The sequence below is a fragment of the Amycolatopsis dendrobii genome, from assembly GCF_014145675.1.
Lineage (GTDB): Bacteria > Actinomycetota > Actinomycetes > Mycobacteriales > Pseudonocardiaceae > Amycolatopsis > Amycolatopsis dendrobii.
Window position 1 is genome coordinate 39,373 of record NZ_JACGZW010000018.1, and the last position, 19,524, is coordinate 58,896.

14 protein-coding genes and 4 tRNA genes are annotated in these 19,524 nt (G+C 70.9%); 14 read left to right on the forward strand and 4 right to left on the reverse strand.

Annotated features, from left to right (window positions below; genetic code table 11):
* The first annotated feature begins 53 nt into the window (after positions 1-53).
* From H4281_RS39210 to H4281_RS39245, 8 genes are all read left to right on the forward strand, one after another.
* On the forward strand, positions 54-3,899 hold the full coding sequence (locus H4281_RS39210; protein ID WP_182895907.1) for a non-ribosomal peptide synthetase: 3,846 nt from the start codon (positions 54-56) through the stop codon (positions 3,897-3,899).
* A gap of 39 nt (positions 3,900-3,938) precedes the next feature.
* Positions 3,939-4,151 (forward strand): MbtH family protein, encoded by a 213-nt coding sequence (locus tag H4281_RS39215; protein WP_182895908.1) that lies wholly within the window; start codon positions 3,939-3,941, stop codon positions 4,149-4,151.
* A gap of 6 nt (positions 4,152-4,157) precedes the next feature.
* Positions 4,158-5,690 (forward strand): amino acid adenylation domain-containing protein, encoded by a 1,533-nt coding sequence (locus tag H4281_RS39220; protein ID WP_182895909.1) that lies wholly within the window; start codon positions 4,158-4,160, stop codon positions 5,688-5,690.
* Between the two features lie 113 nt (positions 5,691-5,803).
* A complete protein-coding gene (gene gntA, locus H4281_RS39225; RefSeq protein ID WP_182895910.1) occupies positions 5,804-6,502 on the forward strand; it encodes a guanitoxin biosynthesis heme-dependent pre-guanitoxin N-hydroxylase GntA in 699 nt (232 codons plus the stop codon).
* A complete protein-coding gene (locus H4281_RS39230; RefSeq protein WP_182895911.1) occupies positions 6,499-7,260 on the forward strand; it encodes an SDR family NAD(P)-dependent oxidoreductase in 762 nt (253 codons plus the stop codon). The genes gntA and H4281_RS39230 overlap by 4 nt, the downstream gene beginning before the upstream one ends.
* Complete coding sequence (locus tag H4281_RS39235; protein WP_182895912.1) at positions 7,257-8,291, forward strand: inosamine-phosphate amidinotransferase 1; 1,035 nt, start codon at positions 7,257-7,259, stop codon at positions 8,289-8,291. Before H4281_RS39230 ends, H4281_RS39235 begins: the two co-directional genes overlap by 4 nt.
* 9 nt (positions 8,292-8,300) lie before the next feature.
* On the forward strand, positions 8,301-9,101 hold the full coding sequence (locus H4281_RS39240; RefSeq protein WP_182895913.1) for a GNAT family N-acetyltransferase: 801 nt from the start codon (positions 8,301-8,303) through the stop codon (positions 9,099-9,101).
* The gene (locus tag H4281_RS39245) at positions 9,098-9,910 is read left to right on the forward strand and encodes an MOSC domain-containing protein (RefSeq protein ID WP_182895914.1); all 813 of its coding nucleotides are present in this window, start codon (positions 9,098-9,100) and stop codon (positions 9,908-9,910) included. The genes H4281_RS39240 and H4281_RS39245 overlap by 4 nt, the downstream gene beginning before the upstream one ends.
* A 464-nt stretch (positions 9,911-10,374) precedes the next feature.
* Here the strand turns inward: H4281_RS39245 and H4281_RS39250 are convergent.
* Positions 10,375-10,446 (reverse strand) — tRNA-Val (locus H4281_RS39250).
* A gap of 391 nt (positions 10,447-10,837) precedes the next feature.
* Here H4281_RS39250 and H4281_RS39255 point away from each other — a divergent pair.
* The 4 genes from H4281_RS39255 to H4281_RS39270 all read left to right on the forward strand — a co-directional run bounded on the left by H4281_RS39255 (position 10,838) and on the right by H4281_RS39270 (position 11,642).
* A complete protein-coding gene (locus H4281_RS39255; RefSeq protein ID WP_005159130.1) occupies positions 10,838-11,263 on the forward strand; it encodes an SsgA family sporulation/cell division regulator in 426 nt (141 codons plus the stop codon).
* Between the two features lie 138 nt (positions 11,264-11,401).
* Positions 11,402-11,474 (forward strand) — tRNA-Gly (locus H4281_RS39260).
* 21 nt (positions 11,475-11,495) lie between these two features.
* Positions 11,496-11,566, forward strand: a tRNA-Cys gene (locus tag H4281_RS39265).
* Between the two features lies 1 nt (position 11,567).
* Positions 11,568-11,642 (forward strand) — tRNA-Val (locus tag H4281_RS39270).
* Between the two features lie 53 nt (positions 11,643-11,695).
* Here H4281_RS39270 and H4281_RS39275 read toward each other — a convergent pair.
* On the reverse strand, positions 11,696-12,817 hold the full coding sequence (locus H4281_RS39275; protein ID WP_182895915.1) for a Dyp-type peroxidase: 1,122 nt from the start codon (positions 12,815-12,817) through the stop codon (positions 11,696-11,698).
* A gap of 331 nt (positions 12,818-13,148) precedes the next feature.
* On the opposite strand from H4281_RS39275, the gene H4281_RS39280 reads away from it, so the two are divergent.
* Positions 13,149-14,465, forward strand: a complete 1,317-nt coding sequence (locus tag H4281_RS39280; protein WP_182895916.1) for a right-handed parallel beta-helix repeat-containing protein — start codon at positions 13,149-13,151, stop codon at positions 14,463-14,465.
* 378 nt (positions 14,466-14,843) lie between these two features.
* Here the strand turns inward: H4281_RS39280 and H4281_RS39285 are convergent, their stop codons facing one another.
* Positions 14,844-15,572, reverse strand: a complete 729-nt coding sequence (locus tag H4281_RS39285; RefSeq protein WP_312872264.1) for a hypothetical protein — start codon at positions 15,570-15,572, stop codon at positions 14,844-14,846.
* 228 nt (positions 15,573-15,800) lie between these two features.
* On the opposite strand from H4281_RS39285, the gene H4281_RS39290 reads away from it, so the two are divergent.
* On the forward strand, positions 15,801-18,221 hold the full coding sequence (locus H4281_RS39290) for an SdrD B-like domain-containing protein (protein WP_220508517.1): 2,421 nt from the start codon (positions 15,801-15,803) through the stop codon (positions 18,219-18,221).
* Between the two features lie 36 nt (positions 18,222-18,257).
* Here H4281_RS39290 and H4281_RS39295 read toward each other — a convergent pair whose 3' ends face one another.
* Positions 18,258-19,499, reverse strand: coding sequence for an alpha/beta hydrolase family protein (locus tag H4281_RS39295; protein WP_182895918.1), 1,242 nt, complete (start codon positions 19,497-19,499; stop codon positions 18,258-18,260).
* Between the last annotated feature and the right edge of the window lie 25 nt (positions 19,500-19,524).

Below are 19,524 nucleotides of genomic sequence, written 5' to 3' on the forward strand. Positions count from 1 at the left end.
CGCACCGGTTCGCGGCGCACTCATCGCACCCTCGAGAGGAGCCCAGCGTCATCATGCCTCGACGAGAGCGGCGGCCGGCGAATCCGTTCCCGCTGGTCCGCGAGCCCGCGGCGGGCGGCCGCCCGCCCGCCGCGGGACAGGAGCGGCTCTGGTGGGTCCACCAGCTGGATCCCGCGAACGGGCAGTACCACATCCTGGAGGGCTGGAAGTTCCCCCGGGGCCTGGACCCCGCGGCGCTCGGCGCGGCGCTGGCCGGGCTCGTCCGCAGGCACGAACTGCTGCGGACGAGGTTCGCCCCGCGTCCGGACGGGACGGTCGCCCTGGAGGTCCTCGACGAGGTCGCCGTCCCGGTCGACTGGGCGGGCCGGGACTGGCGCGCGGCTCTCGACACCGCCGCCGCCCGGCCGTTCGACCTCGCGCGGCCGCCGCTGTTCCGGGTGATCGCCGCCGAATTCGACGACGGCCCGCGGCTGTGCGTGGTCATGCACCACATCGTCACCGACCGCGCGTCGATGGACGTGCTCTCGCGCGACCTCGCCGAGTTGTACGCGGCGGCCGTGGAAAACCGGCCCGCGCAGTTGCCGGAACTCCCGGTCCAGTACGGCGATTACGCCGCGTGGCAACGGAAATTCCGCACCGAAGAGCGGCTCGCGCAGCTGCTCGGCTGGTGGCGGGACGCCTTGGCCGGCCACGAACGGCCGGAGCTTCCGCTGGACCGGCCGCGTCCGGCCGCCGCGGACGGGGCGGGCGACACCGTCGTCGCCCGCCTGTCCGAGGAGACCGCCTCCGCGCTGACGGACCTGGCCTGGCGAGCCCGCGCCACCCCGTTCATCGTGGTGCTGGCCGCGCTGGCGGCGACGATGAGCGCCTACACCGGTTCGGACGACGTCGTCCTCGGCGCGATCGTCTCCGACCGCCCGCATCCCGACCTGCAAGATCTCGTCGGGTTCTTCATCAACACGGTTCCGGTCCGGATCCGGCTGGACGGACCGGACCTGACCTTCCGCGACCTCATCGTCCGCGCCCGCGACGCGTGGATGGCCGCGGACGCACACCAGGACGCGCCCTTCGAGCAGATCGCGGGCGCGGCGGGCGACGGGGCGCGGTCGCAGCGCAATCCGGTGTTCGACGCGGTGCTGAACCACGCGGGCGACCGGGTGGACCTGATGGAGTCGGACGGCGCGCTTTCCCTGTGGCGTCCCGAAATACCGACCACCGCGCGGTTCGACCTCTCCGTCACCACGCTGCCCGCCGACGGCGGCATCGAGGTCACCTTCCTCTACCGCCAGGACCTGTTCGACCGGGCTCCGATCGAGGCGATGACCGCCAGGTACGTCCGGCTGGTCGAGCAGGCAGTGGCCGAACCCGAACGCCCGCTGCGCGAATTCGCCCTGGTTTCGGCGCGGGAGCTCGAACTCCTGCACGCGCGCAACGACCCGAGCCCCGCCCCGGAAGCCACCGTCGTCGAGCTTTTCCAGGCACAGGCTGCTTCCCGGGGCGAGGCCCCCGCAGTCGCCGGAGCCGACGGAACGCTGTCCTACCGGGAGCTGAACGAACGAGCGAACCAGCTGGCCCGGCACCTGAGCACCCTCGGCGTCGGACCGGAGCGGATCGTCGGCGTGTGCCTAGAGCACAGCGTCGAGCGCTACGTGGTTCTGCTCGCCATCGCCAAATGCGGCGGCGCTTATCTGCCGCTGGACCCCGGTTTCCCCGCCGACCGGCTGCGCTTCCTGTTGAGCGACTCCAGCGCGGTCCTCACGGTGGTCAGCCCGTCGTTGCGCACCACACTTCCGGCGAACATCGGGCCGGTACTCGAATTCGGCCGCGGCGCCCCCGATCTGACCGGCGCCGAGACCGGGGATCTCCCCCTGTCCGCGCGGCCGGGCAACCTGGCGTACCTGATTTCCACGTCGGGTTCCACCGGCGCCCCCAAGTCGGTCGCGATCCCCCACCGAGGGCTGAGCAGGCTGGTCGCGGGAGCCCCGCGCTACCTCGAGACCGGTCCCGGCACGACGTTCCTCCAGGCCGGGCCGCTGACCTTCGACGTCGCCGTGCTCGAGTGGACCGCGCTGGCGAACGGCGGATGCGTCGTGGTGGCGGACACCGGAACGCTGCAGGAGGACCTCGAAACGCTCGTGCGCGACCACGGCGTCACGACCCTGAAACTGGTCTCCCCGCAGCTCGATCTCCTGGTAGAGCGCGGAATCCAGGCGCTGGCCGGGCTGCGCCAGCTCGTCGTCGGCGGGGACGTCGTCAATCCGAAGAGCTTCGCCGCGGCGCTTGACCTGCTGCCCGGCTGCCGGGTGACCGCCTCGTACGGGCCGACCGAAAGCACCGTACTGGCCACCGTGTTCGAGGGCCGCCCCGGGGCCGGCCGGGTCCCCATCGGCCACGCCGTCCCGCACACCCGCGTCTACGTCCTCGACCGGAACCTCGCCCACTGCCCGGTCGGGATGCCGGGCGAGATCTGCCTGGCAGGCGACGGCCTCGCCCGCGGCTACCTCGGACGTCCCGGGCTGACCGCGGACAAGTTCGTCCCCGATCCGCACGGGCCGCCGGGATCGCGCATGTACCGCACCGGGGACGCGGGCCGGTACCTGGCCGACGGGGAGATCGACTTCCTCGGGCGGACCGACCGCCAGGTGAAGATCCGCGGCTTCCGGATCGAGACGAGCGAAATCGAGCACGCGCTGCTGCGCAGCCCCGGTGTCTCCTCCGCGATCGTGCTGCGCGCGGAACTGGAGACCGGACCGTGCCTGGCGGCTTACGTCGTGACCTCCGGCGAGGTCGGCCTGGACGCGGTGCGCCGGGAGCTTCGCGAGTCCTTGCCCGCCTACCTGGTTCCCGACCACATCGTCGAAGTTCCGCGAATCCCGTTGACCGCCAACAACAAAGCCGACCGGGCCGCGCTCGCCGCGATCCCGCTGGGACCGTCCGGCACCGCCGAAGCACCGCCCCCGGAGACCGGCCTCGAGGCCCGGGTCGCGGAGGCTTGGTCGGCAGTGCTCGGCCGCCCGATCCCCGCGGCGGGCGACTTCTTCGAGCACGGCGGCCATTCCTTGCTGGTGCCCCGGGCGACCGCGGCGATCCGGCAGCTCCTCGGACGCGAGGTCTCGCTCCGGCTCATGCTCGACCATCGGACGCCCGCGTCGTACGCGCAGGCGTTGTCGGGCGAGAGCTCGCCGGATCTCGGTGCCGCGTCCCGGGAACACCGCCTGGAGCGGCAGAGCTGGCACAGCCAGGCCCTCGGCGGGAGCCGCCGGGTGGATCTGTTCGTGTCCGCCGCAGAGCCGGACGAGCCGGTCGCCCGGGCCCTGGTGGTGCTCGACGGTTCGGAATTCGTGGACGTCATGCGGTTCCCGGCGATTCTCGACCGGCTCGCCCTCGCCGGGCGCGTCCCGCCGACCGCGGCGATTTTCCTGAGCCCCGCCGACTGGTCGGCCCGCCGGGCGGAACTGCTCGACGACGCGTACGTCGACGTGCTCGCCGACGAGCTGGTGCCGCACCTTCGCGATTGGCTCGGCGACCGGTGGCAGGGCGAACGGGTCACCGCGCTCGGCGCGAGCCTCGGCGCCATCGCCGCCGTCCGCGCCGCCTTGCGCCGCCCGGACCGTTTCGACGGCGCCGTCGGCATTTCCGGCCCCTTCACCGACTACGAACTCGCTCCGGACGCCGGCGCGCCCCGTCCGGCCCGGCTCTTCCTCGCCGCGGGCCAGGAGGAAGCGGACATCGAACTCGACGACGGGCTCAGCCTGCTGGAGGCGACCAAGAAGGTCGCCGCGGAGCTGAGCGGACAGGGCCACGCCGTCCGCGACGAATACGGCGACGGAGGCCACACCTATGCCGCTTGGGAAGCAGCGCTTCCCGAAGCCGTCGCATGGGTGCTCGGCAAGGACTGACGGACCCCAGGACTGACGGACAAGGAGAGCAGGCACCGCATGTTCGACGACACGCAGCGCGAGTTCCGCGTCGTGGTCAACGACGAGGAGCAGTACTCGATCTGGCCGTCCGGGCGCGATCTTCCGGCCGGCTGGCGGGACGAAGGCCGGACCGGGTCCGAAGAGGACTGTCTCGCGCACATCGACGAAATCTGGACCGACCTGCGGCCGCTGAGCCTTCGCCTGGCCGCGGAAACCGCATCGAGGAGTTAGCGAGCCATGGACGATTCCCGTCAGACCGGAGCGGACCGGCCCGGTCCCCGGACAGTCTGCGAGCTGTTCGAGCACCAGGTCCGGACCCGCCCGGACGCCACGGCCGTGCGGACCGCCGAACGCTCGTGGACCTACGCCGAGTTCGGCCGCGAAACGGCCCGGCTGGCGCATCGGCTCAGCCGCCTCGGCGCGGGCCCGGACAAGATCGTCGGGATGCCGATCCCGCGCGGCGCCGCCGCCTTGATCGGCATCGTGGCGACGATGCGGTCCGGCGCGGCATGCCTTCCGCTCGACCCCGACGACCCGCCCGCCCGCAACCGGGAGATCCTCCAGGACGTCGGCTGCGAGCTGACCCTCGCCCTCTCCCCCGACGACCGGCTGCCGGGCGTCCAGCTCCTCGACGACCCCACGCTCCGGGACGAACCCGGAACGGGAGACGGCCTGCCCGTGCCGGCGGCGCAGGACCTGGCGTACGCGATCACGACGTCCGGCTCGACCGGCCGCCCGAAAGTGGTCGGCGTCCCGCACGAGGGCATCGTCAACCTGATCCTGGCCAGCCGCGACGACCTGGACCTGATCCGCCCGGACGACGCCGTCCTGTGGACGTCCCCGGCGACCGTCGACATCACGATGCAGGACTGCCTGATGGCCCTGTGCTGCGGAGCCGCCGTCGCCGTCCCGCAGCAGGGCGAACTGCCGGCGACCCGGATCGTGCACGAGGCCCGCACGCTCGGCGCCACGGTGCTGGACATCCCGGCGGCGATGGTCGGACCGTACGGCGAATCCCTCCTGCCGCGCCTGGCCAAAGCCGGGGTGCGGCTCGTCGCGGCCGGGAGTTCGCAGCTGGACGGCCGCGGCCTCGCGGACGCCGCCGGCTCGATGGTCGTCCAGAACTGTTACGGCCCGACCGAAGCCTCGGTCGCCGTCACCTGGTACCGGTGCCTTTCCTCGACGCCGCAACGGGCCCCGATCGGCAAGGCGATCCGGAACGTGCGCACCTACGTGCTCGACGAGGAACTGCGCCAGGTCCCGGCCGGCGAGATCGGGCAGTTGTTCCTCGCCGGCCCGGCACTCGCCCGGGGATACCTCGGCCTGCCCGCCCGGACGGCGCGGGCGTTCCTGCCCGACCCGTACTCCCCCGCCCCCGGCGAGCGGATGTACGCGACCGGAGACCGGGTCGTCCTGCAGCCGGACGGGGACCTCGTCTTCCACGGCCGGATCGACGACCAGGTGAAGATCAACGGTTTCCGGGTGGAGACCGGCGAGGTGGAGCACGCCCTGCTCCAGTGCCCCGGCGTCGCCGACGCCGTGATGCTGGTGCGCGAGGACGCTCCGGGCGGGACGGCCGTCGTCGCCTTCCTCGCCGGCACGCCGTCCGCCGACGAGGACCTGGTGCGGCAGCTGCGCGAACGGCTGCCGGGCCACATGGTCCCTCGCTTTTTCGTGTGGCTGGACGAATTGCCGCTCAACCGCCCGGGAAAGGTCGACCGCGCCGCGCTCGCGAAGTTTCCGGTCGCCGATCTCGTGTACGGCGGCTGACCGCGGGCGGCTCCGAACATCGGCTTCCGAAGCCGGAATCAGCGCGAGCACTGGACATCCGTCGGCCAGTGCCAGGCGCGACCGCATCAGACGGACCGGGGAGTGACAACACCATGACAACCGGGGGAAGAGAGCCCGAGGAGATCGGCGCCGCGCTCGGAGTGAAGCTCCTTGGCGACACGTTCTCTTGCGTGGCAGCGAAAACGGCGTGGCTGCGCGAAAGCGTGGTGCACCGCCATTTCGGGCCGATGGGCACGCCCGAGACCACCGGCGAACTGTCCGCGGCAGTCACCGATTTCTCCTTGCACCGCGACGAAATCCACGAATTGCTCGCGACGTTCATCGCCACCTTCGACGGGCCGTTCGGCCTCGACGAGACCGGATTCGAAACGCTCGTGTGGGAGCAGCTGCAGGGGTTGCACGACCGGGACGCCGACCGCTTCGCCTGGTCGGACTTCGCCGATCCGGACCCGGCGTCCGACCGCTTCGCCTTCAGCATCGCCGGACAGGCCTTCTTCGTGGTCGGGCTGCACGCGAATTCCTCGCGCATCACCCGCCAGTTCAGCCATCCCGCCCTCGTCTTCAACTCGCACGTGCAGTTCGAGCGGCTGCGCGAGCGCGGGATCTACGGACGCATCCGGAACGAGGTGCGGACGCGGGAAATGGCGCTCCAGGGATCGATCAACCCCAATCTCTCGGACTTCGGCGAGCGGTCCGAAGCCGGGCAGTACTCCGGCCGCGCGGTCCCGGCGGACTGGACCTGCCCCTTCCGGCCGCGCACCGGCGGCCCCGAACGAAAGGACGCGCGATGACCGACGGCTGGATCGTGATCACGGGAGCCTCGGCGGGCATCGGCCGCGCCGTCGCCGAACGGTTCCTGAAAAAGGGCCGCCGGGTGGCGCTGCTCGCCCGCCGGGCCGGCCGTTTCGCCGACCTGGCAACCGATTTCGGCTCCGACCGGGTGCGCGCGCTGGCCGTCGACGTGCGGGACCGGCCCGCGGTCGAACAGGCCTTCGCCGCTTTGGACGGGATCGACGTGCTGGTCAACAACGCCGGGCTGTCCCTCGGCCTCGGGCCGCTCGACGACGGGGATCCCGACGCCTGGCAGACGATGCTCGACACGAACATCGCGGGCCTGCTCGCCTGCACGCGCGCCGCGCTGCCCGGCATGCGCGAAGCCGGGGCGGGACACATCGTCAACATCGGGTCGCTGGCCGCCGAGTACGCGTTCTACGGCGGCAACGTCTACGCGGCTTCCAAGGCCTTCGTCCACCACCTGTCGGCGAACCTCCGGGCGGACGTCCAGGGTTCGGGCATCCGGGTGACCTGCGTGGCGCCGGGGATGGTGCGCTCGGAATTCGCCCTCGTGCGCTTCGGCGGCGACCAGGCCAAAGCGGACGCCCTGTACGAGGGCATCAGCCCGCTGACTCCCGACGACGTCGCGGACACCGTCCTCTGGGCGTGCGAGACGCCGGCGCACGTGAACGTGAACTACGTCGAACTGATGTCGGTCGATCAGCCCTTCGGGCTGGCCCTCAGCCGCGCCACCCAAGAGAGGAACTCGCAATGAGCGCAGTCCGTTCGTTCAACGACTTCGACAAGCTCGAGGAGATCGTCGTCGGCAGCGCCGAGGGATTCAGCTTCCCGCCGGTCGACAACTCCCTGAAGCACTTCTTCGAACCGCCGCTCGGCGCCGAATCCGAAGCGGTCTCCCCCGCCACCCTGGCCAGGGTCGTCGAGGAAACCGAAGAGGACTTGCAGGCGCTGGTCAGCACCCTGGAAGACCTCGGAGTGCGGGTGCGCCGGCCGGAACGGGCCGACCACAGCAGGCCGATCGGCGTCCTGGAGTGGAAGAGCACCGCCAACCACGCCTTGATGCCGCGGGACTGCCTGCTGGTCGTCGGCGAGACTGTGATCGAGGCGCCGATGGCCATGCGCGCCCGGTACGCCGAGACCTTCCCCTACCGCAAGCTGCTGCGCGAGTACTTCGAAACCGGTGCGGGCTGGCTCGCGGCGCCAAGGCCGCAGCTGCTCGACGAGACCTACCAGTACGACGAGTCGGGCACCCCGGTGCTCGGCGAGCTCGAGCCGCTGTTCGACGCGGCCAACATCATCCGGTGCGGCAGCGACCTGTTCTTCAACGTGAGCAACACCGGCAACCGCCTCGGCGCGGCCTGGCTGGCCCGGGCGCTGGGACCGGACTACCGCGTGCACGAGATCGCGATCAGCTCCGACCACGTCGGCACGACCCTGCACGTGCTCAAGCCCGGCGTGCTGCTGGCGAACGCCGGGCGGCTGGACGAGGACCGCGTTCCGGAGCCGTTCCGCGGCTGGAAGACCCTGTGGTTCGACGATCCGCAGGACGACGGTTTCGGCTTCGGATGGCCGCGCGCCTCCACCTGGATCGGCATGAACATCCTGTCCGTCGACCAGGACACGGTCATCGTGCCGCAGGCGCAGAAGGGGCTCGCGAAACTGCTGGAGTCCGCGGGCTTCACCGCGATCCCGGTGCCGTACCGCCACGGCCGCACCTTCGGCGGCGGATTCCACTGCTGCAGCGCCGACGTGCGCCGTGCGGGCGAACTCACGTCCTACCTCTGAGGGGACACCGTGTCAGACGAAAGGAAACGAGCGCGGTTCGAGGTCATCGTGAGCCAGGGCGGGGACGAGATCATCGACGCCACGTTCCGCGAGGCCGAGCGCGACGACGCCTTCGCGATGTACGAGCTGTCGAAGCCGTTCGTGGCGACGGGCGGCCTGATCGCGCGCGATCTGGAGCTGTTCGACACCGACGCCGGGGAGTTCTACGTCGTCGAGGTCGACCGGAAAGTGGTGGCGTGCGCCGGGATCCGCCGCTTCGCCGACCTGGCCGAGATCTTCAACGTCGTGGTCGACGGCCGCTGGCAGAGCCTCGGCATCGGCGGGTTCCTGCTGGCCAGCATGCTGATCGTGCTGGAATCGGAAGGGTTTCCCACCGCGGTCGTGTTCACCAAGACGACCAAGAGCTGGTTCGCCCGGCACGGATTCGCGCAGACGGACCCCGCGCCGCTGCCCGCCGAGCGGCTGGCGATGCTGGATCCCGAGCGGAAGTCGATTCCCATGGTGCGGCCGACCGTGCGGGCCTCGGACAGCATCGACGCGCTGCCGCTCATCACCGAGCTGCGGGTGCGGTTCGAGCTCTCCGGCCTGGAGGCGGTGTGGGACGACGGATGCGATTCGCTGCTGGCCTTCGCCGAGAAGAACGACATCGACACCGCTTCGCTGTGCCGGGGCGGCGTGTGCGGCACCTGCAGCAGCGTGCTGAAGCGCGGCACCGTGAGCTATCACGTGCGGCCGGAGGTGGACCCCGGCGAGGGCAGCGTCCTGCTGTGCATCTCGCGGCCCGCCGCGAACCTGGTGCTGGACCTGTGAACGCGCCGGCGGTAGCGGAATTGTGGCGCTACCCGGTGAAGTCGATGGGCGGGGAGCAGGTCGCCGAGCTGGTGCTCGACCGCGTGGTGGTCGGCGATCGCGCGTTCGCCGTCGTCGCCGTCGCCACCGGCCGGGTGCTGACGGCCAAGCGCGTCCCGCAACTGCTCGACGCCACGGCGCGCTGGCTCGGCGGGGAGGCGGAGATCGCGGTGCCGGGCGGGCCGGTCGTGCGCACCGACGAGCCGGACGCGGAGGCCGTCCTCGGCCGGTGGCTGGGCCAGCCGGTGCGGCTGGAACGCCCGGTCGGGCGCGCGGTCGCGGTCGAGGAGTACCAGGGCGATCCGGACGGGTCGGCCGAGCTGGCCACCTTCGACCTGCCCGCCTGGGGCTTCGTCGACGATTCCCCGGTGCACCTGCTGAGCCGGGACTCGCTGCGGACGGCGAAGGGCTGGCACCCCGGCGGAGACTGGGACCTGCGCCGGTTCCGGCCGAACATCGTGCTCGCGCCGGGCCCTGCCGCTGATCCTGTCCCTTCCGCGAGCCCTGCCGCCCGGTCCGGAGAGGGCGAGGTGGGCGACGAGCTGCGGATCGGCCAGGCCGTCCTCGAAGTGACCAGCCTCTGCCAGCGGTGCGTCATGGTCTCGCAGCCGCAGCGCGGCCTCCCCAAGGACCGGGAGGTGCTGCGCTCGATCATCCGCGAGACCGGAGCCATGTTCGGGACGTACGCCGCGGTGCTCCGCCCCGGCTCCGTGCGCTGCGGCGACCCGGTGACCGTGCCGGTCGCGGTGCAGGCCGACGGCGCGGGCTGACCGGGGATCCGGCCCGCCGCGCCTCCCGTCGCGTGGCGCGGGACGGCGTGGGCTGCCGCGGAGAGGGGCGGGACGATCCGGTTCGCCGCCGTTGCAGCACGGCTGGCGCGACGGGAAGCCTGCCGTCGCGCAGCGCGGATTTCCGGTGCCCTGGCCGGACTCGCGGGGCGCTCGGCCCTTGAGCCGCCCACGCACGGGCCAGCAGCCTGGCTGGCGCCTGGGCTGGGGGCATCCTCGCCGTGTCGCGGATGCCCCGGCCCAGGCGTCGTCCTCGCGTGAACCTTCCGCGCGCGCGTCGAATTCGCTTTCGCAAAGGACCTCGCCCGGCCGTCCGGCGTTGGGTTCGGCCAGGCACCCGCGTTGCCGCGTCGACCACGGGCCGCTTGCCGTCGCATTTCCGCACCGCCGCCGATACGAGAAACGGCCTGCCGCGAAGTTCGCTGGCAGGCCGTCGCAGGGTGCTGTGGGCGATACTGGGATCGAACCAGTGACCTCTTCGGTGTGAACGAAGCGCTCTCCCGCTGAGCTAATCGCCCGCTCGCGGTGCGTGCTCAGCCTACCCCACGACTTTCGGGGGCCTGCAAACGGGTGGTTTGATCCGACTACAGCGCGTCTGCCAGCGAATACCGTCCGAACAACCCCGAGCTAACCAAGGCCTTGCACCGGCGGGGGCGCGTGCGGCCGTCCGCGACATCCGTGCGACGGTGCTATCGCACAGCGGCCGAACCGCGCAAGATGTACTGGTGGCTCCCCACCGGGCGCCCGCTGAAGGCTGCGCGGCACGGACGGCGACGGACCGGACGGACCTCGGGGCAGACGGTCTCGAACGGGTGATCTCGAGCGCACTCGCGACGGATCCGGGCTCCTGGTGCGTCTCACCGTTGTCCTCGGTCGTCCGGGCCGGGAAGGGAGACGAAGGGTAGGACGATGCGCAACGATCACGTGACGCTCCGCTCGACGGCGGTCTTCGACCTGCTGGCGCCGCGGACCCCGGCGGTTCCGGTGAAGGTGGAGCTGCGCTACGACACCCGCGACCCCTATGCCGTCGTCGCCGCTTTCCGCACCGGCCGGGCGGGCTGGGTCGAATGGGTCTACGCGCGCGACCTGCTCGCCGACGGCCTCCTCGCCGACGCGGGCGACGGGGACGTCCGCATCCGGCCCTCGGTGGAGGACCCGGAGTCGGTCCTGATCGAGCTGAACTCGCCGTCCGGGCACGCCATGTTCGAGGCGTCCGCGCAGGAGCTGGCCGATTTCCTGGACCGCACGTACGACGTCGTGCTGCCGGGCAACGAGCACCTGTGGGTCGACGTCGACGACGCGCTCACCCACCTGATCCCGAACGATCTGGCCTGATCACCGGCCCGGGAACGGGCCAACAACCCCCCGGTGCCGCGACGGTTGCCGGGGTCGGATATGGTTTCTTCACACCACGGCGACGGGGTGCGAGCCGGAATCACGAGATTCCCGGCACCGCCTCGAAGCCACGGTAGTGCGGACGTAGCGCAGCTGGTAGCGCATCACCTTGCCAAGGTGAGGGTCGCGGGTTCGAATCCCGTCGTCCGCTCGGAGGGCTCAAGCCCCATGCGGTGGAGTGGCCGAGAGGCGAGGCAACGGCCTGCAAAGCCGTGTACACGGGTTCGAATCCCGTCTCCACCTCGCGCGATTAGCTCAGCGGGAGAGCGCTTCCCTGACACGGAAGAGGTCACTGGTTCAATCCCAGTATCGCGCACCACCTTCGCCCTGCTTCTCCTCGGAGAAGCAGGGCTTTTTTTTCGTATCCCCCGCTCACGACGGGAACAGGATCGAACCCAGCGGCCGCCGCTCGTCGAACCCGGGAAGGACCAGGAAGGTCCCGCTCGCGGTGGTGGTCGTGAACGGCAGCAGCGCGTCCGCGGCTTCCATGCTCGCCAGTGTGGCGGTGAACGTGTGCAGATCGTTCTGGAAGCTCACGAAGAGCAGGCCGGGCGCCGGCGCGTCCATGCTGTAGCTGCGGCGCAGCATGAGCCCCGCGCCCACGACGTTCGCGTGCGCCCGGCGGACATGGGCGCCCGCGGGGACGAGGTAGCGGCCGTCCGGAGTCTTCGCGCCCAGCTCCGGCCCGTCGGCGATGCTCCCGCCCGACAGCGGAACCCCGGTGTCCCTCCGTCGGCCGAACACGGCCTCCTGCTCCGCCACCGGCAACGCCGCGAACCGCGCCACGTCGAGCACCATCCGCCGGACGACCGCGATCGTGCCGCCCGCCACCGGGGCCGGGCCGGCCAGCCACAGATCCCGCTGCTGCTCGGCCGGCGTGCGCGGACCGACGATCCCGTCGACAAACCCCAGGACGTTCCGCGGCGCAGTCTGCCCGTCCGAGACCGGGATGTGCGGTCCGCGCGCGCCGGATTGCCGCCAGCGCTCGCGCACGCCCGGCGTCGCCAGGAGCGCGGCCGCGGCGATCGGCGGGACCAGCGGGTCGCCGGCGCAGAGCTGAAGCAGCAGATCCCCGCCGCGGTCTGCCGGAGCGATCGCTTCGCGGGCCGCCGGAGGGAGGTCCTTCGCCCCGGGCAGGTGCGGATCGACGGCCTGAACCAGCCTCGGCCCGACGCCGACCGTCACGGTCAAGTCGCCCGCGGGCAAGCCCAGCAGGCGCTCGTCCTTTCCCGCGGTCACCGCCAGAACGCGACGCCCCAATTCGGCGAGAAGCGGTCCCGGCGCAACGGAAACATCAGCTGTGACGACCAACAGATGCGATTGCGGTTGCTGCGGCGCAACAATCCCGGCTTGATGCGCACCAGTGTGCGGAATCGGGCCGGGCCGGTTTCCGGCGTCGGGCACAGGCGCCGCATGGCAACCGGCGGCGAGTCCGGCGGTCACGGCCGCCCCGAGAAAAGCGCGCCGGGAAGGGCGGCGCTCAGCGGAATTCACGACGGGCAGCGTGACAGATTCCCGTGCCGCAGGCGAATTCGGCGCGGCGAAACGGGTGGTCGACCGACAGCCCGGCCAGGTCGGGCACCCGAGCGCCTACTCCATCCCAATTGCCTCGCCCACGCACCCGACGAGACACCCCCGGCAAGCCCGGCCTGGCGGCCAGCCACGCGACCGCCCATCCCATCGCCAACCCTCTCCCCCGCACGCCCAGCAGAAAACTCCCGCCGAGTTCGCATCCAGCACCCAGCCCCGCCCAACCAAGCGCACGACCGCGAACCCCACGGACAATCACCCCAACGGAATCCGGCGCTCATGCCAGACTGGGCGCATGCGTTTTCCCGCCATGGTGGCGATCCTGGGGCTGTCCGCCGCATTGGCCGGCGGGTGTGGTTCTTCCTCCGCCGAGGGCCACCGTCCGGACGGGACGGGCGTGACGATCCGCGTTCCCGCCGACGCGCCGACCATTTCCGCCGCTGTTTCCCTGGCGCGGGCGGGAGATCTCGTGCTCGTCGCGCCAGGCGAGTACCACGAAACGGTGAAGATCACGACGCCGCGGGTCACGCTGCGCGGCGAAGTGCGGGAGAAAGTTGTCGTCGACGGTCAGTTGAAGCGCGACAACGGCGTCGTCGTGTCCGCGCCGGGCGTTGCCGTCGAGAACCTGACAGTCCGGAATCACACGCAGAACGGCGTGCTCGTCACCGGTTCGGTCAAAGCGGCCGACGGGCTGCCGGGGCACGGCGGCGGGTACGACACCGGCGACGAGCCGATCCGGTTCCTCAGTGCGTTCCTGGTCTCGCACGTCACCGCCACCCGCAACGGTCTCTACGGAATCTATGCGTTTTCCGCACAGAACGGAGTGATCGAGCAGTCTTACACCTCTGGCGGCGCTGATTCCGGAATCTATGTCGGCCAATGCCAACCCTGCCGGACGGTGGTGCGGGGCAACGTCGCGGAGCTCAACGCGGTCGGGTTCGAGGGCACGAACGCCAGCGGCGAGATGTACGTCGTCGGGAACCGGTTCAGCGGCAACCGGGTCGGGGCGACCGCCAACTCCGATCACCAGGAGAAGCTGTTGCCGCAGCAGAACTCCGTGCTCGCCGGAAATCTGGTCGCGGCCAACGGGCAGGCGGCCACACCGGAGCAGGCCGACGGCGGCTGGGGCATCGGGATCGGCATCGACGGCGGCAGCGGCAACCAGGTGCTGCGCAACCGGATCGCCGGGAACCCGAACGCCGGGCTCGTCCTCACCGCGACCCAGGACGTGCCGCCGAAGGACAACCGGATCGCCGGCGACGTCTTCGCGGCGAACGGCATCGACGTCGGCTGGACCTTCCCCGGCGCGACCAAGGGCAGCGGAAACTGCCTTGATTCCGGAGCACTGCACACGATTCCGGAAGGACTGCCGACGAACGCGGCTTGTCCCGCGACTGCCGCCTCGCCCTCGGGAATGTGGACCAGGGCGAAACCGCCTGCGGGAATTCCGTTCACCGAGGTCGCGGCACCGCCGTCACAGCCGCAGTTTCCGGACGCGCGCACGGCCGGACCTACGGTCGTCCCGGCCATGCCGGAGTTTCCGGACGTCGCGCAGATCCAGGCGCCGGCGGCGTCGTTGCTGGCGGACCGCGCCTCGGTGACCGCCGAATAGGACTGCGACCTCGCAGGTCGCGGCGGGGCGAACCCAGGCGTGCACCGCATGGGGCTTCTCGGCAGCTATTGTGCGCGGCCTCGCTACGGCGATGCGCGGCGCCAGCCGGGCTGCGTGGCCTCCCCGGCTCCCGCTGACGTACGCCAGGGGAACCCTGAGGAATCTGCTTCCCCGAGGATTCCCCTCACGCACCTGCCCACGGGCCCGCACCCATCGAGCGGGAACAGCTTCGCGCACCGCCCGCCACTGCGCCCGCAGGGGTTTCGCCCCTTGCCAGCCGGCCCGACGCGCGATGCGGAGCCGACCCCCGCGACCAGCCTTGTCAGCCCGTGCTCCGCGCCGGCGAGAAGCCTCGTTCTCGTGACCCCCAAGGAAAACTCACCGCGCAGACGGCACCGCAATGATTTCGTGTGCGTCGAAAGAAATAACGACCGGATTCGTCTCCCCCGGGATCGCCGCCTGCACCCGGTACATGAGGCCGTCCGCGTCGAGCCAGTACCGGACTTTTCCCGCGCTGCCGGGGCGGTCCCGGGAATCCGGGCCGGTGAAGACGTCGACCGGGTGTCCGTTCACCTGATCGGCCGCTACCCATTCGGCGCCGTTCTGCGGAAGCAATTGCGCGTTGTCCGGACGGTCGCTGCCGAGGCCGAGAAGAATGGCCAATGCGCGGTCCAGCGCGCCCGCGGACGGATTGAGCGGGCGGGCGAACCAGCCGTCCGAAGGCGGTTTCTCCGGAGGCGCATCCGGGACGACGGGCAGCGGCCGGAGTTCGATCCGGGTGGCCGTCCACCGGATCAGACCATTGCCGGAGTCGTTGCGGCCGTTGCCTTTCAGCACTCCGTAACCGGCCTTGGCACGATAATCGGCCGAACCGGTGATCACGAGTTCGCCCGCCGCGCCGGGGACACTGATCGTCACCGCGCGAGCCTGTTTCCGGTAATTGCGGAATCGCGCGATCGCGAGCCTGCTCGCCTCGTCCGCGGTGACCGCGCGCGGTCCGGAATTCTTCGAACCCGCGGCGGCATACCAGAATATTCCTGCGCCGAGCGCGACTGTCACTGCCGCGGCGACGACGATCCATCGGCGCGCTATCCGTTTTCCCAGCACAGCGAGTGACCGTAGCAGGGTTTTCGATTCACCCGGTCCGTTTATCCCGGTGCCGTACCCGGATAGACCGTTTTCTGGTTCACTGTTACAGCTTTGCGGCACGCCGCGCGAGTATTCCGCGCAGAGAACGGAGATCCCGCAGTCATGAACCGAGGTGGCAGAAGAACGAGTGGCAGATTCCGGCTGGCTCGAACAGCCGCCGCTGCCTTAGTGCTGGGCGGCAGTTCGATGACGGTGACCACTGGCGCCGCCGCTGCCGCCGGGGACGGCACGCTGACCGTCCAGGTGCTCCGCGATTTCTTCGGCACCGGCATCGTCAACGCCGCCATGGACACCCCGCAGCCGGGCATGTCCGTGCTGGTCACCGACCCCGCCGGACATCAGGTGCGCGGCCGCACCGACGCGGCGGGCAAGGTCGTGGCGAACCCGGCCGCCCCGCTCGCCGGCGGCCGCTACCGCGTCGACGTCTCCGTTCCGGATCCGTATCGCGCGTACTTGCGCGCCGCGCCCGCGTCGACGGAGAAAAACCACTTCGACAGTTTCACGACGTTCGTGGATCTGCGGGAGGGCAAAGACGTTGCGGTCGTCACCGGCGTGTGGAACCCGGCCGACCACACCCCGCCCGACGCGCGCTATTACGTTCCGGTGCAAAACCCGGCGGTGAACAGCGACGGCAGCGCCCCCGATCCGAACAGCCGCGCGCTGGTCGCTTTCGACCGCGCTCTCCGCGGCACCTGCCCGGCCGACTCGGCCTGCCCGACGGTGCTGAACACCCAGGCGCAGGTCGGCACCACGTGGGGATTGGCGTACGACAAATACCGCGACCGCATTTTCCAGTCGGCCTTCGCGAAACGCTTCACCACCTACGGCCCCGAAGGCGGCGGCGCGATTTACGCCACGCCGCTCGGCGGCGGCGCGCCCAAGCTGTTCGCGAAAGTCCCGGACGCGGCGGTCACCGCACACGGCGCGGTGGACATGCGCAAGGACGAGCATTTCGTGGACGTCCCCGGAAAGGAAAGCCTCGGCGGGATCGCCCTCGCCGAGGACGGCAAAACGCTGTACGCGGTAAGCCTGGCGACCCGGAACCTGCTCAGTTTCGACGCTACCGGAGCCACCGCGGAACCGGGCAAGACCGTCCCGATCCCGGATCCGGACTGTGCCGTGCCCGACGACTGGCGGCCGTTCGCGGTCGCCGCGCACGACGCGAAACTGTACGTCGGCGGCGTCTGCTCGGCGGAAAGCACGAAGCGGCGCGAGGATCTGAAAGCCGTGGTCTACACCTACGACGGCGGGAAGTTCACACCGGTGCTCGAGCACCGTCTCGACTATCTCCGGGGCAATGTCATCGCGGGCTTCCAGGACGAGGACATGGACCACTGGAATCCATGGGACACCTCGTTCGCGTCGTGGGACAAGTTCGTCAAGCACGGCCCCGGGATCAATCCGCAGCCGGAACTGGCGAGCCTGGCGTTCACCCGCGACGGCTCGATGATCCTCGGCTTCCGCGACCGGTTCATGGACGTCTTCGGCTCCGGCATCGACCCGCGTCCGGGGCGCACCGGGGTCGCGACCGGCATGTCCGGCGGCGACATCACCATGGCCTGCGCGGCGCCCGGCGGCGGGTACGACTGGGAGGGCACCGGGCTCTGCCCGAACCACGGCACGCCCGCGACGAACGGCCGCGAACCGGCGGGCACGGTCGAATACTTCCACGGCGATTTCTACGATCCCGACCGCTCCGGAAACGGCCTGCACCAAGAGGCCGCGCAGGGTTCGGTCGCCTATGTCCCGCAGCAGCAATGGGTGATCAGCACCCAGCTCGACCCGGCACAGCAGGTCAGTTCGGACGGCGTCGGCTACTACGACGTCGACACCGGCATCGGCCCGGGGCACGACAATCCGAAGCACGGATACGCGTTCGTGGGGCCGGTCAACAGCTTCGGCAAGGCGGGCGGGCTCGGCGACATCGCCTACCAAGCGGCCAACGCGCCGATCCAGATCGGCAACCTCGTGTGGTTCGACGGCGACCACAACGGCATCCAGGACCCGAACCGCACGGACGAGGTCCCGCTCGCGAAGGCGACGGTGAATCTGCTCGACGCCGACGGCAAGAAGGTCGCCAGCACCGAGACCGACAAGGCGGGCGAGTACTATTTCGGCGGCGTCGGCGCGGAGTACCAGCTGAAGCCGGGCGAGAAGTACACCGTGCAGTTCGACGTCTGCACCGCGGCGACGGACAACGTGCCCGGAACGCCGCCGGCGACCGACCTGCGGTTCACGCTCCCGGCGGCCGGACCGGACCGGGCGCACGATTCGAACGTCGTGCCGCCGAAGTCCGGACGGCTCTGCGACGGCTACGCACCGGTGACCGCTCCCGCCGAGGCGGGCGGGGTCGACCACACCATCGACGCCGGTGTCTACCTTCCGTTGCCGCCGGGACCGCCCGCCTCGTCCGCGCCACCGGCGACGAGCCCGAACCCGGCTCCCCCGGCGGCCCATCCGCCCGCTCCGGGCGCGACGGACACGGATTCGCTGGCCTCGACCGGGATCCCGCTCCTGCCGATGCTGCTGATCCTCGGCGGGGCGCTGCTCGCCGGAGGCACGGGCTTCCTGGTGGCGGCCCGCAGAAGGCGGTTCAGGCGGCAGTGACGGCGACCGAGGTCCGCGCCCTCGTGCGGACCTCGGTCACTGCTGTGCCAGCCAGTCCGCGAGATCGGCCACCACCTTCGCGTCGACATGCCGCGGTTCCCGGTAACTGTCCGGAGTGGACGGACCGGTGCCGGGAAAGAACAGGTGGTCGTCCGCCGGATAGACCCGGACCGCGGCATCCGGCAGCCCGGCCCGCCAGCGGGCCAGGTCGTCTTCGACGGTGACCTGATAATCCCGGCCGCCCTGCAGCACCAGCATCGGCGCCTCCAGCGCCGCAGCGGTCGCGACAGGGTCGTACTCGCGCAACTCCAGCCAGTACGACCCGGGATAGCCGAACAGCAACCCCTCCCCCGGCGCCGACGGCGACAATGCCGGATCAGCGACCGCTTCGGCCTGCCGGGCGATCGGCTCGACAAGCGCTTCGACGTTGGCGTCCAAGGCAGCGAGATGCCGGACCACCCGAACCGCGGCCCGGTGCATCGGCTCGGCGTCAGCCGCCAGCAGAACCAGCCCCGCGACCGACGGCTCGGCGACCGCCACGAGCGGCGCGGCCTTCCCGCCCATGCTGTGCCCGGCCACGAACACCCGCGACGCATCGATGCTGCCGTGCGCCCGCAGAAGCCGGATGGCCGCGACGGCGTGCGGCACGTACTCCGCCGACATCGTGAAGCCAGGCGCGGCCGCCAGCTCGGGACGGGCGTGCGTGACCTTGTCGAAGCGCAACACCGCGACGCCGCGAGAAGCCAAGCCCCACGCGAGATCCTTGAGCGGCTTGTTCGGCCCGGCCGTCTCGTCGCGGTCGAAGATTCCGCCTCCGCTGAGCAGGACGACGCCCGGCCACGGCCCGTCCCCTCGCGGCACGGTCACCGTCCCCGGCACCGAATGCTCTTCCGCGGAAAGAACGACATCTTGCTCGGCGAACGCCGACTCGTCCGCATAGGACGGTTCGGTCCACACCGCAGCGGACGCGAACCGAAGCCCCGCAACGGTTCCCGTCGAGCCGACCGACAGCACCACGAGGAATCCGCCCCGCGCGCAGACGACCGGCACCTGAACGCGCGTCAGCCCCGGACCCGCGGGCTCGGCGACCGGTTCGCCGAGCGCGGTCACCGGACCGTGCTCGCCGACCTGCGCGTTCCACGCCGTTGCCAGCACCGCACCGGGCACCGCCGCCCGCAGCTCCGGCGAGAACCGCGTCTCCACCTCGTCAAACCGGCCGTCTCTGGCCTGTCCGGCGACAGCCGCCGCCAGTTCGCTCGGCATCATCCCCGCCCCCATTGTTCTCAAGTTATGAGAATGGTAG

Coding starts and splice junctions, on each gene's coding strand:
- H4281_RS39255 (WP_005159130.1), top strand. CDS start 10,838: ATGCGCAACGATCACGTGACGCTCCGCTCGACGGCGGTCTTCGACCTG.
- H4281_RS39280 (WP_182895916.1), top strand. CDS start 13,149: ATGCGTTTTCCCGCCATGGTGGCGATCCTGGGGCTGTCCGCCGCATTG.
- H4281_RS39230 (WP_182895911.1), top strand. CDS start 6,499: ATGACCGACGGCTGGATCGTGATCACGGGAGCCTCGGCGGGCATCGGC.
- gntA (WP_182895910.1), top strand. CDS start 5,804: ATGACAACCGGGGGAAGAGAGCCCGAGGAGATCGGCGCCGCGCTCGGA.
- H4281_RS39215 (WP_182895908.1), top strand. CDS start 3,939: ATGTTCGACGACACGCAGCGCGAGTTCCGCGTCGTGGTCAACGACGAG.
- H4281_RS39290 (WP_220508517.1), top strand. CDS start 15,801: ATGACGGTGACCACTGGCGCCGCCGCTGCCGCCGGGGACGGCACGCTG.
- H4281_RS39210 (WP_182895907.1), top strand. CDS start 54: ATGCCTCGACGAGAGCGGCGGCCGGCGAATCCGTTCCCGCTGGTCCGC.
- H4281_RS39220 (WP_182895909.1), top strand. CDS start 4,158: ATGGACGATTCCCGTCAGACCGGAGCGGACCGGCCCGGTCCCCGGACA.
- H4281_RS39295 (WP_182895918.1), bottom strand. CDS start 19,499: ATGGGGGCGGGGATGATGCCGAGCGAACTGGCGGCGGCTGTCGCCGGA.
- H4281_RS39235 (WP_182895912.1), top strand. CDS start 7,257: ATGAGCGCAGTCCGTTCGTTCAACGACTTCGACAAGCTCGAGGAGATC.